At 52.4% G+C, this 14,823-nt stretch carries 17 protein-coding genes, 1 tRNA gene and 1 pseudogene; 11 read left to right on the top strand and 8 right to left on the bottom strand.

Annotated elements, in window-relative coordinates:
- Positions 1-116: 116 nt before the first annotated feature.
- Positions 117-413 carry an AzlD domain-containing protein gene (locus tag GGR95_RS01840; RefSeq protein ID WP_184562180.1) on the bottom strand — a complete coding sequence of 99 codons (297 nt, stop codon included), beginning with the start codon at positions 411-413 and terminating at the stop codon, positions 117-119.
- Positions 410-1,090, bottom strand: a complete 681-nt coding sequence (locus tag GGR95_RS01835; RefSeq protein WP_184562178.1) for an AzlC family ABC transporter permease — start codon at positions 1,088-1,090, stop codon at positions 410-412. Before GGR95_RS01835 ends, GGR95_RS01840 begins: the two co-directional genes overlap by 4 nt.
- Before the next feature lie 102 nt (positions 1,091-1,192).
- Here GGR95_RS01835 and GGR95_RS01830 point away from each other — a divergent pair, with 102 nt between their 5' ends.
- Positions 1,193-1,645 carry an Lrp/AsnC family transcriptional regulator gene (locus GGR95_RS01830; RefSeq protein ID WP_184562176.1) on the top strand — a complete coding sequence of 151 codons (453 nt, stop codon included), beginning with the start codon at positions 1,193-1,195 and terminating at the stop codon, positions 1,643-1,645.
- An 86-nt stretch (positions 1,646-1,731) separates the two neighbouring features.
- Here GGR95_RS01830 and GGR95_RS01825 read toward each other — a convergent pair whose 3' ends face one another.
- Entirely contained in the window at positions 1,732-2,277 is a 546-nt protein-coding gene (locus GGR95_RS01825; protein WP_184562174.1) for an ATP-binding protein, read from the bottom strand.
- Between the two features lie 109 nt (positions 2,278-2,386).
- Positions 2,387-2,674: an SH3 domain-containing protein gene (locus GGR95_RS01820; RefSeq protein WP_184562172.1), complete on the bottom strand. Its 288-nt coding sequence runs from the start codon at positions 2,672-2,674 to the stop codon at positions 2,387-2,389.
- A gap of 269 nt (positions 2,675-2,943) precedes the next feature.
- Here GGR95_RS01820 and GGR95_RS01815 point away from each other — a divergent pair, with 269 nt between their 5' ends.
- The 4 genes and pseudogenes from GGR95_RS01815 to GGR95_RS01800 all read left to right on the top strand — a co-directional run bounded on the left by GGR95_RS01815 (position 2,944) and on the right by GGR95_RS01800 (position 6,119).
- Positions 2,944-3,225, top strand: coding sequence for a hypothetical protein (locus GGR95_RS01815; RefSeq protein ID WP_184562170.1), 282 nt, complete (start codon positions 2,944-2,946; stop codon positions 3,223-3,225).
- 223 nt (positions 3,226-3,448) lie between these two features.
- Positions 3,449-4,556 (top strand): annotated as a pseudogene (locus GGR95_RS01810) (IS3 family transposase).
- A 317-nt stretch (positions 4,557-4,873) separates the two neighbouring features.
- The gene (locus tag GGR95_RS01805; protein WP_184562168.1) at positions 4,874-5,455 is read left to right on the top strand and encodes a hypothetical protein; all 582 of its coding nucleotides are present in this window, start codon (positions 4,874-4,876) and stop codon (positions 5,453-5,455) included.
- A 307-nt stretch (positions 5,456-5,762) separates the two neighbouring features.
- Positions 5,763-6,119, top strand: coding sequence for a hypothetical protein (locus tag GGR95_RS01800; RefSeq protein WP_184562166.1), 357 nt, complete (start codon positions 5,763-5,765; stop codon positions 6,117-6,119).
- Between the two features lie 448 nt (positions 6,120-6,567).
- On the opposite strand, the gene GGR95_RS01795 is transcribed toward GGR95_RS01800, so the two are convergent.
- The 4 genes from GGR95_RS01795 to GGR95_RS01780 all read right to left on the bottom strand — a co-directional run bounded on the left by GGR95_RS01795 (position 6,568) and on the right by GGR95_RS01780 (position 10,324).
- Positions 6,568-6,644 (bottom strand) — tRNA-Arg (locus GGR95_RS01795).
- 80 nt (positions 6,645-6,724) lie between these two features.
- Positions 6,725-8,110 carry a sensor histidine kinase gene (locus tag GGR95_RS01790; RefSeq protein WP_184562164.1) on the bottom strand — a complete coding sequence of 462 codons (1,386 nt, stop codon included), beginning with the start codon at positions 8,108-8,110 and terminating at the stop codon, positions 6,725-6,727.
- A gap of 64 nt (positions 8,111-8,174) precedes the next feature.
- Positions 8,175-9,593: a dihydrolipoyl dehydrogenase family protein gene (locus tag GGR95_RS01785; RefSeq protein ID WP_184562162.1), complete on the bottom strand. Its 1,419-nt coding sequence runs from the start codon at positions 9,591-9,593 to the stop codon at positions 8,175-8,177.
- A gap of 2 nt (positions 9,594-9,595) precedes the next feature.
- Positions 9,596-10,324 (bottom strand): TVP38/TMEM64 family protein, encoded by a 729-nt coding sequence (locus tag GGR95_RS01780; RefSeq protein WP_184562160.1) that lies wholly within the window; start codon positions 10,322-10,324, stop codon positions 9,596-9,598.
- 301 nt (positions 10,325-10,625) lie between these two features.
- Between GGR95_RS01780 and rpmH the strand changes: the two genes are divergently transcribed.
- The 6 genes from rpmH to GGR95_RS01750 all read left to right on the top strand — a co-directional run bounded on the left by rpmH (position 10,626) and on the right by GGR95_RS01750 (position 14,728).
- Positions 10,626-10,760 carry a 50S ribosomal protein L34 gene (gene rpmH / locus GGR95_RS01775; protein ID WP_184562158.1) on the top strand — a complete coding sequence of 45 codons (135 nt, stop codon included), beginning with the start codon at positions 10,626-10,628 and terminating at the stop codon, positions 10,758-10,760.
- A gap of 21 nt (positions 10,761-10,781) precedes the next feature.
- A complete protein-coding gene (rnpA, locus tag GGR95_RS01770; RefSeq protein WP_184562156.1) occupies positions 10,782-11,201 on the top strand; it encodes a ribonuclease P protein component in 420 nt (139 codons plus the stop codon).
- The gene (gene yidD, locus GGR95_RS01765; protein WP_184562154.1) at positions 11,198-11,425 is read left to right on the top strand and encodes a membrane protein insertion efficiency factor YidD; all 228 of its coding nucleotides are present in this window, start codon (positions 11,198-11,200) and stop codon (positions 11,423-11,425) included. Before rnpA ends, yidD begins: the two co-directional genes overlap by 4 nt.
- 3 nt (positions 11,426-11,428) lie before the next feature.
- Entirely contained in the window at positions 11,429-12,142 is a 714-nt protein-coding gene (locus GGR95_RS01760; RefSeq protein ID WP_184562152.1) for a hypothetical protein, read from the top strand.
- An 80-nt stretch (positions 12,143-12,222) separates the two neighbouring features.
- On the top strand, positions 12,223-13,062 hold the full coding sequence (ttcA, locus tag GGR95_RS01755) for a tRNA 2-thiocytidine(32) synthetase TtcA (protein WP_184562150.1): 840 nt from the start codon (positions 12,223-12,225) through the stop codon (positions 13,060-13,062).
- Between the two features lie 103 nt (positions 13,063-13,165).
- Positions 13,166-14,728: a putative bifunctional diguanylate cyclase/phosphodiesterase gene (locus tag GGR95_RS01750; RefSeq protein WP_343042026.1), complete on the top strand. Its 1,563-nt coding sequence runs from the start codon at positions 13,166-13,168 to the stop codon at positions 14,726-14,728.
- The last annotated feature ends 95 nt before the right edge of the window (positions 14,729-14,823 follow it).

Here is a 14,823-nt window from a genome sequence, read left to right as displayed (position 1 = left end):
CCATCGGGGTTTTGGGCGGGGTTTTTGACAGCGCAAATCGAAATAGTTTGCGGTCGTGTCAAAAAGGAGGGTGTTTGGACGCCGCTGAGCGACAGCAAGATGGAGCTTTGGTGGACCTAAAATCCAAACCAGACCAGTCCGCCATATGCCACAACACCAATACACATGGTCAAAATTACATGGTTGGTGACATATGCCACTGCTAACGCAGCGGCAGCGGCGATCCATGTTTCTATAGATTGACCTGCAAGTGATGACGCCACCAAGGAAACGACAATGAGGCCGGGTAAATCATCCAGCATCCATGCCAACCGTGACGATTTAATCGCATCACCAGCAAAAAGCCCCAGCACTCTTACCGTGAACGCAGCAACGGCGAGAACAACGATCAACATCCAAAACGGAAATGTCATAATACGACCTTCTTTTTGCTTCTTACGAGGTGCGAAACCGCGAGACCGCAAATGGCTCCTGCGACGATTGCATAAGCCTTTGGTGCGCCCAACGTGACAACGCCTATTGTGACAGCGAAACTGATGATCCACGGAACGAGATTTGCAGGGCCGCGCCACAACCCTCGCGCCATTGCTATGAAGGCCGCAGTAAATGCAAAACCCAAGCCAAACTGTTCAAGGTTCGGAAGTGTTGAACCTGCAACCGCCCCAAGCGTTGTTGATACGGTCCAGACGGAAATCATCACAAGCCCCGAACCGATCAAAAAACTTGCACCAACCGCAGGGTTCTTAGCTCGTTCCGCCATGGTCAAAGCCCAGTTTTCATCGCCCGTGATATGGATGGCCAGCAGTTTCATTCGTAAAGACAGACCGCTTAGAATGTCAGATAGCGATGCAACGATCCCAATGTAGCGAAGGTTCAGGGCCGCACCAGCAAATGCTGCGCCAACTACGGCAGATGTTCCTGCAAATTGCTCAACCGCAACAATCTGGGATGACCCCGCGTGGACAATGCTACTCATAAGAGCAACGCCCCACCACGGGAACCCGACTTGAGCAGCCAATAGGCCAAATGCAAAGCCGTAAACGGCTGCACCAGCAGCGAGAGGAAGAATTGCTATAGCTCCATGCTTCATGACGGGCAGACTAGCGGCCTAAAGTGATATAGCATACACATAATATTCAAATATTGTGATCGAAACACATCAATTTTCCGCCGATTTAGAAGGAAGTATGTCATGGATAAGTCTGACTATAAGCTACTGGCCGTGTTGCAACAAAATGCGCGAACACCGATACAAGAGCTGGCGGACCATATCCGGGCATCTACCGCGTCGGTTCAAAGACGGCTAAAGGTCTTGCGCGATGATGGCGTTATCCAAAAAGAAGTTGCTATTGTTGACCCCAAAAAAATGGGGTTTGGCATTACGGCGGTGGTTTCGGTGGAGCTGGAACGCGACCGGCTGGATCTGACCAACGCTTTCAAACGTAAGGCACGACAGGATCGACAGGTGATGAATTTTTATTGTGTTGCTGGGGACGTAGATTTTGTGATGATCGTAGTGGCCAAAGACATTGAAGACTATGAAACCTTCACACACCGGTTCTTCTTCGCAGACAAAACCGTGCGAAAATTCCGCACTTCGATCGTTATTTCTACAGAGAAAGCGACTCTAGAGCTTCCAATCTGATTTCGGCCGCCCTTTCGCCCTTACATCTAGACATCCGTTCCAAAAACGAAGTTTTTTGGAACACCTGCTTGCTGGAAGGCGATAGCTTATTTTGTGGAAACGATGGGTATTTCGAAGTGCTGTGCGATAGCAATCGCGGTCTCTTCAGGCGTCGTGCTCTCTGTAGAAAGACTCAGACAGTTATCCCTAGGCATGGCAACAAAGTTGTTCCGATCCAAGTAGCCCTTTAGTCCCTTTGGCGAGGCAATTTTACCTTTCTGCAAACGCTCAGATGCAGAGACCCGATCCATCAAAGTTTCTTCGGAACAGTAAAGATGAACAGGTTCAATGAAGCCTCCAAATTCTTTGATCACACTGTCGTAATCTTCGACGAGAGGAGCATCCACAGGATGGCTGTAGGCCGCAGTTGTTATGAAGCGTGGCAGATTGGCTTTCGTCGCTCCGCGAAGAGTTGTCATTCGTAGATCGTGCACGAGATCCCAAAAGCATGGCTGGGCGAAACCAAACACCATTTTTGCGATATCTATCGCCGCATGATTATCGACCAGCGGCGTTTCAGTGAGCAACGAGAGCTCACGAGCTACTGTAAATTTTCCTGTCGCTGGCGCACCATGAATAAAAAATAGTCTCATATTTTTATAGGGTAAGGTCAAAGCACCCGCTGATCAACAACATACGATCAAGTCCACTGAACACGGAGCGGTCCTTCAGGTCCTTCCCAAAACGACCGTTGGGGAACGGTCAGCCTGTTGAGAGGTAGTCAGCAGAGACGTAGCCTCTGATCTGCGGTGAGGCTACGAGAGAGACTTCGCACCAGAGCTGTCCAATTTCAGTCACGCAGTTGTGGCGGTTCAAACGGGTTCCGTCAGGTAGGCCCAAGATTACGCTGAAATTGAGACTTGGGCCTGCCCTCAGCTTCAACAACTCGTCCGGACCGGCACCCACGACTACATTGCGGTCAGAGCCCAAATTGCCACAACTTGCTACGAACATAAGAATTAGAGCAGCCTGAAATGTGCTTCTGCGCATGATTTTACCTCGATCTTTTGCAAGTCAATAGACTGGCGGCGGCCAAAATCATAGGCTGCTGCTGTTACGAATATATGCATCTACCATGCCGTTCACAAACGAGGGTTTTTGAACGCCTATCAAGTGTTCACTGTACGGACAGAGCAGAATTTCGCTGCGCCGTATATGAACGGCCACTGCAATAGGCCATAGGCGAACGGAACATCCCGAACATACTCGACACAGTCTGATCCGGAGTGACATTTTTTGAGCGAGCATAAGGGGAGAAAATGAGTACAAAGTATCTCACCGGTAAACGACTGGCGAACCGTATCCGATTGGTCATGGCTGGTGACGAACCCAAAATGTGCGTCGCTTTTCTCGGGCCAAAATGGGCGGAAGAACTGTTCGAAGACGGCGTCCTGCCGGAGGATCTGCGCGTCGTGTGTGATCTACGCATGGGCATGACCGTCCGCTCTGCGTCGGCGGAGCGCCAAACAACGACCGCCTCCGCCATCTCCCCGACCGGGAAATGCACGCAAAGGTTTATGTCTCCGCAAGGGGCGCGGTGATTTGCTCGGCCAACGCCTCGCGCGCGGCTCTTTCTTCCGGCAAGAGGATCGAGGACGGGGTGTGGCTACCCCCTGGCGGCAAAGCTTACCGTAAAACAGCATCGACCCTAGAGAGGCGCTTTGGACCTGCCGCGGTTTGATGCCGCTCCTTTGATAGCATTTACTGCACCAAAGGAGACTAACTATGGGACTAAAACGGACAGACTAATTCCGGCAGGATGCGGTGCGTATCGCACTGACCAGCGGGCTTACACGCAAGCAGGTCGCTGACGATCTGGGTGTTGGGATGTCGACGCTGAACAAATGGATGACAGCGCATCGAGACACGGATGTGATGTCGAAAGAGGATATGAGCTTCGCTCAAGAGAATGACCGGCTTCGACGCGAGAACCGCATTCTCAAGGAGGAAAGGGAAATCTTAAAAAGGCCACGGTGTTCTTCGCGAGCCAAAAGCCGTGAGGTTTAAGTTCATTGAAGAGCACCGAAATCGGTTTCCAACGGAACGCTTGTGTAAGGTTATGGACGTGAGTGCGCGTGGTTTACGTGCATTCCGTAGCCGCCCTGCCAGTCGCAGGCAGCGATCTGATCTGGTGACATTGGCCCACATCAAGGAACAGTCGCGGCTCAGTCTGGGGAGCTATGGCAGACCAAGAATGACCGAAGAGTTGAAGGAGATCGGTCTGAATGTCGGGCATCGGCGTGTGGGAAGACTGATGCGACAGAACGGTATATCCGTTGTCAGGACCCGTAAACACAAGGCCACGACGGACAGTAATCACAAGTTCAACATCTCCCCGAACTTACTGGATCGTAACTTCTCAGTGGGTCAGCCAAACCAGAAGTGGGAGGGTGATATAACCTACATCTGGACGCGTGAAGGTTGGCTTTATCTGGCTGTGATCTTGGATTTGCATTCTCGGCGCGTGGTCGGCTGGGCCGTGAGCAATCGAATGAAGCGGGACTTGGCAATCCGAGCATTAAAGATGGCCATCGCTTTCCGGGCACCACCCAAGGGCTGCATCCATCATACTGATCGTGGCAGCCAGTATTGTTCACACGATTATCAGAAGATCCTGCGCCAGCATGGGTTCAGGACATCCCCTCTCACACACGTAAACATGTGCTGTCGGGCAGTGCATGAGTGGCAAGGGAAATTGCTATGACAACGCCGCCGTTGAAACATTCTTCAAAAACCCCTCTTGGGATATTGCTGCGCAATACCCTGCCGGGCAAGGATCAAGGCAGAGCTTATCTGGCGAGACACATGGAACACCCGCAGACAGGCTGAGATGGCGGTCTTCGAATACATCAACGGGTTCTACAATCCATGACGCCGCCATTCAGCATTGGGTTGGAAAAGCCCCGTCGCTTTCGAAAGGAAAGTGGCTTAAACGAGCACTTGGAGCGGCACTAAAGCGCGACAGGTCCAACCAGTGCGCATAATTTTGATGTTGAGAGGCATGTCCCAGACTCAGACTTCGCAAAAGCGTGCCTTGGAAAGGCTGTTGGAGAAACCTTCACCATATCAACGCAGTTCGAAGACCTTGAATTTGAGGTGCTTTGGATAAAATCTAGGGCCCTAGATTTACTCCATAGGTCACTCGAAGAGTTCAATCAGCGGTTTCCTTTGAATTCAGGCATGCAAAGAATGTCCATCGATACTGGTGGCGAAAACCCACTAGAAGACATGGAGCGGATTACAAAAGCGGCCAATGACCGTGATCAAGCTGTCTTGAACAACTATGCAAAGAATGCTCTGCCTTTTAGTTTCGTTGCGAAAGCACTTGGAAAGGACCCCATTGATGGCTGGGCGGGCCTTCCCAGCGTAGGCATCCAACCAAGAGTTTGCATTGAGAGCCTTGAAGAGAGGAATGCTGCGATCACTTCGATTCAAGCGAGAGAAGTAAATGGTTGTGTGCTTGATCCAATTACTGCTGCATTGGCTTCGGACTTCCATCTATGGAAGACAATTTCTGAGGTTTGTAGACAAATTCACGTTACGCAATCAACGCTCGAAGTTTTTGCCAAACGTGAAATTGAAGCCAAAACAATATTGACCGTCAAACTGGAATTGCCTCGTGGCAAAACGGCCATTTGGCTTTCGTCTAAATTACTCCAGAGCGAAACAGGTCATTTTGCGAAGAGAAAAGTCGTTAGAGAGAAGACATACTGGCACATTGCAGGATCGCTTCGGCAGTTCCAAAGACCGACCTTGCAGGACAGAACCTAGAAATCTCTGAAATGCTTGGGTCTGCAGCGACGGACAGCATCCTTGCAGCGGATGGTGGTGACTTGTTGTTTCTGTCGGAGGACCAAGGCCTTCGGCAATGGGCAGGACTGTCTCTTGATGTTGGTGTAAGCTGGTTATAGCCGGTCATGCTAGTTGCAAAGGATCGCGGGCTTATCTCCACTGAGGACTACACAAAATTTATCGTCGATTGCCTTAACCGAGGCTTCACTTACATATCGATGGACCCGCAAACTCTCTTTACCAAGCAAAGGCAGACGGTTACGAGAAACTCAGCACAATTAAGCAGATGTTAGAGGTAGTTGGTGGAAAAAATGCGGATCTTTTGAACAACATGGGGGTAGCTGCAACTTTTCTCGATCTTGTTATGCGAGACACCAAGTCTGTCAACCTGCGCAACCGGTATGCGAGCATGGTGCTAGACACATTTTCGGCCTCACGACCTGACAAAAAAATTGAGGTCGTAAAAGCACTAATTCGACAGGTTTCGCTTCAGGGCTCCAGCTTAGTTGACCACTCACTTTGGTGGCTCATAGGACGGCAGATTGGGACGCCGCAGTTTGATAAAACACTTGCGGAAGTAAGAAAAGCGCAACTCAAGAGGCCGCTTGCTTTGACACCAGCACTCACGAAATTTACGGCCTAACTGATTGATAAATATAGATCTAACTTTCTAATACACGGGAAGAATACCTCCAGATCAGTGGACAAATGAGGTCGAAAACTAGCAATCCAACGTCCGCTCCCGCTTGTCGCCCCTGCCTAGCTGCACCTGCAGCGAAGGTCCGCAATCCGCCCTTTTCCACAAAAAGAGCTAGGGGACATCGTCCCCACGCGCCTGCAACACAATTAGACAGGGCCGTGTCCTCGGCTGCGCCTGTGGGCCGCACCAACCCGGTCGAATTGTATTGCACTTGCTACCCCCAGAGCAGATTTTAGAGGCAGGCGCGCTAAAGCGCTTTGCTCAAAACCAGTTTTGAAAGGGAAAACATGTCAGACATCACCTTAAGCGATCAAAGGCAAAGCTATGCGTCGAAAAAGGAAAGGCTCTGTCGCGAAATGCAGAACTATATGTCATTTCACAAATTTGAAAATGGTGCACCCGAGAGGATTCGAACCTCTGACCCCCTGATTCGTAGTCAGGTACTCTATCCAGCTGAGCTACGGGTGCGCTCTTGGGGGCGGTTTAGTTGTAGCGCCGCGCCAATGCAAGCCCTCAAATTACGTAAAATGGCTTTATCGCAATATTTATTATACAGCCCCATCTCCTTTGGGCAAAGATATCAAAAATTCAGTGCCTTCGGGGCCGCTATGAACCAATTCAATCTCCCCACCATGGCCACGCAACAGCTCTGCTGATATCGCGAGACCAAGCCCCGTCCCTCCTTTACGAACAGATCCCTGAAACGCTTCGAAAAGGTGTTCCTTGGCTTTTAATGCCAATCCCGGCCCCGTATCACGCAAAGCGATCATCCAGGCCTGAGGTGTCTCCCAAGCTTCAACTTCGATCTTACCTGCGCCCTGAACCGCCATGATCGCCTGTCGGGCATTTCGAACAAGATTACCGATCACCCGATATAGATGTTCGGGATCGGCCCTGACCCGCAATGTCGGGGGAATGTCACATGCCAGCTCAAGCGGGAACTCACCCAGCGCAAGGCGTTCCGCATCCAAAACCTCCGCGACAAGTTCTGCAAGGTGCACCTGAGTAAGCTTCGGACCCGGCTCCTCTGCGCGACCAAAGGCAAGGGTTGATTCGCACAAATGCACCGCACGGCTAATAGAGCCCACCAGCTTGGGCGCCATACGCCCAACCACTGGATCCTCGGACATCTCAATCCTATCCGTGAATAACTGCGCAGAAGTTAGGATGTTACGTAAGTCATGGCTGATTTTGCTCACGGCCAAGCCTAGCTGCGCCATACGTTCCTTTTGGCGCAACGCACTCGTTAGCTCCGTCTGCAACGCCTGCAATGCCTCTTCTGCTTCACGTAATTCGGTCACGGCGGCTGAAGGCGTGATGATCCGCCGTGCGTCTTCTGGCGCCGCGGCATAGCGCTGCATGTGGCCCACAACGCCTTTGATCGGCTTGACCAAAAATACCCGCATCGCCAGAAACAACAAAACCGCTGTGAACGCAGAAATCACCGCAGACAAAATCAAAATGCGCAAGCCATAGTCGATCATAGCAGCGCGCATCGGCGCGGTTTCCATTGTCACCTCGATCAACAGCCCCGCATCCCGTACAGGCGCACCGATCACGCGGATCACCTCGTTGCGCGGCGTGATGAGCCGTCGCATGGCATCGCGTATCAAGACAAGTGCCGAATCGTCCCGCAAATCGACAGTGCTATCGATCATTTTGGGGACTGGTGACGCCAGCACAAGCTGCCGCACCTCATCACGCCGCAGCACCACGTTAAATACCTCGGCGTTGCGGAGCAGCTCTGCCTCCAGTTCGGGCGCCAGCATATCGTCGGCAAGTAATGTCAAAGAGGCGATTTGTGCGCGCTCAAGCCTGTTCAACATGTAATCTTCGCGAAAGCGCGCGACAGATGGCACAAAAATGAAAACCTCTGCAATCATGACAAACACCGTTGTCAGGACCAACAATCGACCAGAGAGAGAGTTAAACATTATGCAGCCTTAAACCTGATAGGGACGGCGGGTGGGGCGTCGTTGAAAACGCGCGCCACTGACGTCATGGCACAAACCGCTGAACCAATCCAACAACGCGTTTGACCAATCCACTCTCGAACAAACGAGGGCTGAAATATGCCCCCGCAACGCGCTTGTTGATCTCGCCGATTGTGGGATAAGGGGCAACCATTGCCGCAATCTGGCTCATCTTCATCTTATTTGCCAGTGCTAACGCCCACAGGTTAATCAGTTCTCCGGCCTGATACCCGACAATTGAGGCCCCCACCGGACGCCCCTTGACCACCATCACCTTGATAAACCCCTTGGTCTTACGCTCTGCAATCGCACGGTCATTATGGCTATAGTGGAACCGTACGACCTCCACCGCATCCCCATGCGACTCCTTCGCTTGTGCTTCGGTGAGCCCCACCTGCGCCAACTCGGGGTCCGTATAAGTAGCCCAAGGTATATGCGCGGTTTTTGCCTTGGACGGCAGACCAAACAACATAGACCGGATGATAACTCCCGCATGATACCCTGCCACATGCGTAAACTGTAGGCCCCCTGCCACGTCGCCGATCGCATAAACGCGCTTGTTACTGGTGCGCAAGCTTTCATCCACCTCGATGCCCCCGCGTGATGGTTTGACCCCACCCGCTTCCAGATCAAGCTTATCTGTATTGGACTTCCGCCCAACAGCCATCAGCAAGTGAGACCCCTTAAAGATGCGCCCGTCTTTGGTTTCGATCTCAATTACGCCTGCGCTGCCTCGAATTTCAGAGGCCAATGCATCTTCAGCAATCTCCACCCCTTCCTCTTTCAACGAAGACAGCACAACCTCTGCAAGCTCGGGGTCATCTTTACCCAACGCCTTGCCGCCTTCAATCACTGTCACCTTACATCCCATGCGAATATGGGCTTGCGCCATCTCCATGCCAATCGGACCACCGCCAACAATCAACAGATGTTCTGGCGCTTCGCGTAAATCAAAGAGCGTCTCATTCGTTTCATATGGAACAGTCTCAAGACCGGGAATCGGCGGAACCAACGGAGAAGACCCCGTCGCAATCACAATCCGGCGCGCCTTAATCACCGTATCGCCCGCCTGAACTTCATTATGCGAGATGAAGCGGCCAAATTCGCGGATGACGTTGATGCCAAAGCCTTCAAACCGCTCCTGACTGTCCACGGGTGCGATTGTCGCAATCACATCCGCTACGTGATCCTTGGCGGCGGCATAATCAACAGCCCCTTCAGTATCGGTAACGCCAAACTGCGCAGCATGCCTTTGACCATATGCCGCTTTGCCCGTGGCAATCAGCGCCTTGGAGGGAACACAACCGTAGTTCAGGCAATCGCCGCCCATCTTGTGGCCTTCCAGCAGAACCACATCCGCGCCCATTTGAGCCGCACCAGCAGCCACCGACAACCCCCCTGAACCTGCACCAATAATAAGAATATCTGTTTTGATATGGTTCATTTTCACAGTTCCTTCTTGCCGCTTAAGGCTTTGATCAACACAGGCAGCAGCGACAGCGCACAAAGACCTAGTATCGGAAATAAAATATGCGGTTCAAAAATGATCCCCAGATCAGGTGTTTCGCCCTGCTCAAACACTTCACCTAGCCCAGCCCCAACAGAAGTATAGACCAGCGAACCGGGAATGATTCCCAGAAATGTCGAAATCACAAAGCGGCGTAGCGGGACATCCAGAAAAGCGGGGATGAGATTGGCCAAAAAGAAAGGTACAGCAGGCACCAGACGAATAAAGAACAACATCGACCACTGGTTTTCATCCAACCCCGCCTTGATCCTCGCAACCACCCCGTCCGACTGTTCAAAGCGGGATTTGAGCTTGTCACCCAATCCCATCCGCGCGGCGAGGAAGATGAGTGTGGCCCCTGTGGTTGCCGACAAAACGTTAAATGCCGCACCCAGCCCTGTGCCAAACAAAAAGCCTCCCGTCAGCGTCGCAATCAACGCCCCGGGCAAGGAGAAGGTGACGATCAGGATATAAGCTAAGAAGAAACCCAACACGGTCAGTCCGAAATGTGCATCGCGAAAGGCGATCAGCGCTTCGCGATTATCCCGCAGCGCATCAAAGCTGATGTAGTCGCGCAGGGCAAACGCCCCGATCCCCGCCACCAGCACAATCAAAGCCAGCGGGCCGAACCGTGCTATCAGGGATTTCTTGTTTTCAATTTCGGTCATAGTAGCCATTTCCTGCGCTCCAGCGGTGTCGTGTGTCAGCTATAAATGCGCTTTTGATTCCTACAATGACACCCGCCTCACGGGTGCTTGATCATTCTTGTGATAAATGAGAGCTTTAACCCGCCCCGCCCCCCGAACTGAAACATTTCAAAGCCGAACGGAGCAGTTTTATTGCAGATCGGCGCAGTTTCCTCCCCCACAGGGTTTGACTTGGCCTCCGCATCGCTTTAGAGGACGGGTCTGAATTGATGCGTGTAGGCGAATCCTTTGCACGCAAGTTATACTAGATGGAGACGGAGCGATGAAACGCACCTTTCAACCCTCGAACCTCGTACGCAAGCGCCGCCACGGTTTCCGTGCACGCATGGCAACCAAAGCTGGTCGCAAGATCATCAACTCTCGCCGCGCCCAAGGCCGGAAAGAGCTGAGCGCGTAATACGCGTTTTAGGTCTACCTTATGACACCGCCGGAGACTGACCTGATTGGCACAACCGCCAACGGGGATATGGCTCCGGCGGTTTTGTCATGCCCTCGTCTTACCATACTTACCCAACGCCGCGAATTTCAGCGTGCTGCGCGGGGTAAACGTGTGGCTATGGCGGGGTTTGTGTTGCAAACATTGCATCGCCCTAAAGGTGAAGCAATTGGTATACGCATTGGCTATACCTGCTCTAAAAAGGTCGGCAACGCGGTAGCGCGCAACCGCGCCAAACGGCGCTTGCGTGAAATTGCACGTGCCGTCTTGCCGCAGCTGGGCGCACAAGGTTACGACTACGTGCTGATTGGCAGGCGCGACGCCACAGCATCGCTGCCCTTTGCACAGCTTCTTGCAGATTTGGAAAAAGCGCTGAACATCCTGCACGGTCCGCGCAAGTGACCCCCCTCGCCCGCATCCTTGCCCTACCGGTTTACGGCTATCGCCTAGTCTTTAGCCCATGGGTAGGTTTCAATTGCCGCTTCCAGCCCACCTGCTCTGCCTATGCGCTGGAAGCGCTGGAAAAACATGGCGCAGTCAAAGGCTGCATTCTTGCCGCAAGGCGCATTGGGCGCTGCCATCCCTTTGGCAGCGATGGTTACGATCCCGTTCCAGAAAAGGATTGATGGGTGGATACTGGTTTTTACAAATGGGTTTGGCGCTTTAACGCGGTTGCAATTGCCCTTGTCACACTTCTTGCTCTGGCTTTGATCGGCACGCAGGTTGTAAGCAGCCTCAGCCGTGCATTTTTCCCGACGCAAACGACCAATACGCTTGCCGTAACCCCTAGCGCGACAACCCCGACTACCGACCGCCCCGAAGACCGCACAACCAAAAGATATTTCAGCTCGCCCCTTTCGACGAACACACAGGGCGTCTACCCCCTCCCCCTTTACATCGAGCAACGGTATGAGAATCGCGGTAGCTATAAGAGTAGCGGCGGCAATCTGGTGAACTTCCGCATCGTAGAAAGTGAGCCGCAGTCCAACCGCTGGCTTTTCGACAAAGGGGAGCGTCTGATTCAGAATACCACCCAACTGACACTGCGCCAAAGCGGCATCGAAGATATACAGTTGGGCCATCTCTTGGCCATTGTAGAGGCCGACACCAATGGCGATGAACGCCTATCCGCCCGTGACATGCAAACCCTCTATGTGACGGGCCCGCTCTGGAGCACGCCCGTTAAAATCGCTCAGGATGTGTTGTCTGTACTATCCACGACGCCAGTCAGCCCCACAACCTTGGACCTGATTTATAACTCCCCCCGTGGGACACATATTGCGCGATTGGATGTGCGTTCTGGGGAATTGCTTGCGGAGCAGGTTGTCACGACACAAGACTAACCTATCACTGCCTTCTGCATTGCCTCTCTAGTTTCCAAAACTCATAGTATAACCTGCCCCGAGCAACAAAGGACCGCGTCATGCTTGATCAACCGAAAGACATCCACGATCTGTTCAACGGCGCCCCCTCTACGACCGAGTTTAAAAAACTGCGCAAGCGAATTGTGCGCCAAACCCGCGAAGCAATTGAGCAATACGGCATGATCGAGCCCGGAACAAAATGGCTGGTTTGCCTGTCTGGCGGCAAGGATAGCTATACTCTGCTAGCTGTTTTGCATGAACTGCAGTGGCGCGGCCTCCTACCTGTGGAATTGCTGGCGTGTAATCTCGACCAAGGGCAGCCTGGCTTTCCGGCAACCGTTCTGCCTGAGTTTCTTGAAAAGATGGGGGTTCCCCACCGCATCGAATACCAAGACACCTATTCGATCGTGATGGATAAAACCCCCACTGGTCGCACTTTTTGCGCGATGTGTTCACGGCTGCGTCGCGGCAACCTGTACCGTGTTGCCCGCGAGGAAGGATGCTCTGCTGTGATTCTGGGCCATCATCGCGATGATATCCTGGAAACCTTCTTTATGAACCTCTTTCACGGCGGTCGACTGGCGACGATGCCACCGAAACTGGTGAACGAAGAAGGTGACCTCTTTGTCTATCGCCCGCTGGCCCATGTTGCGGAAGTAGATTGCGAGAAATTCGCTACTGCAATGAACTATCCCATCATCCCTTGTGACCTGTGCGGATCACAGGACGGGCTGCAACGCCAGCAAGTCAAAGCGATTCTAGACGGATGGGAGCGCAACAGCCCCGGCCGTCGTCAGGTCATGTTTCGTGCTTTGACAAACGCCCGCCCCTCTCACCTACTTGACCCAAAACTATTTGATTTTGCAGGGTTACTACGTGATCCAGAAAATTTGAAATAACTGCATCTGAAAAATCGCTCAGGCATTAACTCTACATTTTTCGGTCTTTCGCTAAGTTCGCGAACGACGGAGCACAAAACGCTTCCGGATAAAAGGAGCGCCTGTGCTGCACAAAATCAACAAAGGCCATTTCCCAGCCGCAATAGCATTGCGAAGACGCGTGTTCATCCTGCTGACCAGCCCTCCAGCACTTGCGATTGTCCCCGCATTTTCGCTCGCGGCGTTCTGGTTTGGCGGCGAAGGGGCACTTATTGTTGTCGCGGCCTTTATTCCTGTCGTGTATTTACTCTCTGGTGGCTTAGGGGCTGCGGCAGAGCATCTACACAAGGGCACAACAACGCGACACGGCTTGCTCGCCCGTTGGCCCATGCTCACCCACTGCGAAAAAGTATTCACCGCCACAACGGAAACGGGTCTTCATTCAAGTGTATATGTTTTGGAAGTTGAGAGCTTTTCCGATCTGATAGACAGATATGGCTCCGCTGCAGGCGATGTCGTGATCCAACGGGTCGGAGAACGTCTCTCGGCTATGATGCCTGATGGTGATGTTATAGGTCAAATTGGCGATGCCCGTTTTGCTATTTGTACAAAGCCAACACGCGCCCTAACACTCGAACTATGCATTCAATTGGCTGCACGTCTGCAAAGCGTGGCGGAAGAACCCATTTCTGTTGAGGGCACAGTCATCTATGTCGATGTGTGCATCGGATTCTGCCAAAATAGCCGCACGCCAGAGCAAAAAAGCAACAAATGGCTCGAAGCGGCCAGCATCGCGTTACGCAGCGCCCAAAAGCGCGGAGGATCTTGCATTCGTGCCTACTCAGAACAGATGCACGAGGAACGAAAAACCCGCCGCGAGCTTCATGATGACGTGGTTGTCGCACTGGACGGTGGTGAAATCGCGCCTTGGTTTCAACCTCAAACCTGTACGGATACGGGCCGCGTTACGGGATTTGAAGCGCTGGCGCGTTGGACACACCCCACACGAGGCGTAATTTCTCCAGCAGATTTCCTTCCGGCGATCGAAGCCTGCAACCTACTGGAAAGACTTGCCGAAATTATGACCTACCACAGCCTACGTGCACTCAAGCAGTGGGATGCCGCTGGTATTTTTGTACCGCAGGTTGGCGTGAACTTCACCGGATTGGATTTGAAAAACCCGCGTTTAGTGGAAAGAATAAAATGGGATATTGATCGCTTTGAACTCACCCCCGACAGGCTCGCAATTGAGGTCTTGGAAACGGTCGTTGCCAGCTCATCGGATGACATTATCACCCAAAACATCAACGCTCTAGCGGCGCTGGGATGCCGGATTGATCTGGATGACTTTGGTACAGGAAACGCATCTATTGCTTCGATACGCCGATTTTCCGTAAGCAGGATCAAAATCGACCGCTGTTTCATCATGAAGGCGGATAAAGACCCCGAACAACAACGTATGATCAGCGCGATTTTGACAATGGCCGAGCGTTTACAGGTCGAAACGCTTGCTGAAGGTGTCGAAACCGTGGGTGAACATGTGCTACTTGCCCAGCTTGGCTGTGATCACGTACAGGGTTTTAGCATTGCACGCCCCATGCCCTTTGATCAAACTATAGATTGGGTCATTGCCCATAACGCAAAGCTCCAAGATGTTCCTCAGATCATCAAGACGAGGGGTAAATAACAATAAAATATCTCCCCCTGTCCACAGTCTGCACCGTATCCAGCCCCGAATCCGCTTGACCTTTGGTCCTCTCCGTTGTGTACCCACCAGACAGT

Source organism: Sulfitobacter undariae, assembly GCF_014196805.1.
In the GTDB taxonomy this organism is placed as follows: Bacteria; Pseudomonadota; Alphaproteobacteria; order Rhodobacterales; family Rhodobacteraceae; genus Sulfitobacter; species Sulfitobacter undariae.
Note: the sequence above shows the minus strand (reverse complement) of the source record. Positions and strands in the feature narration are given on the sequence as shown.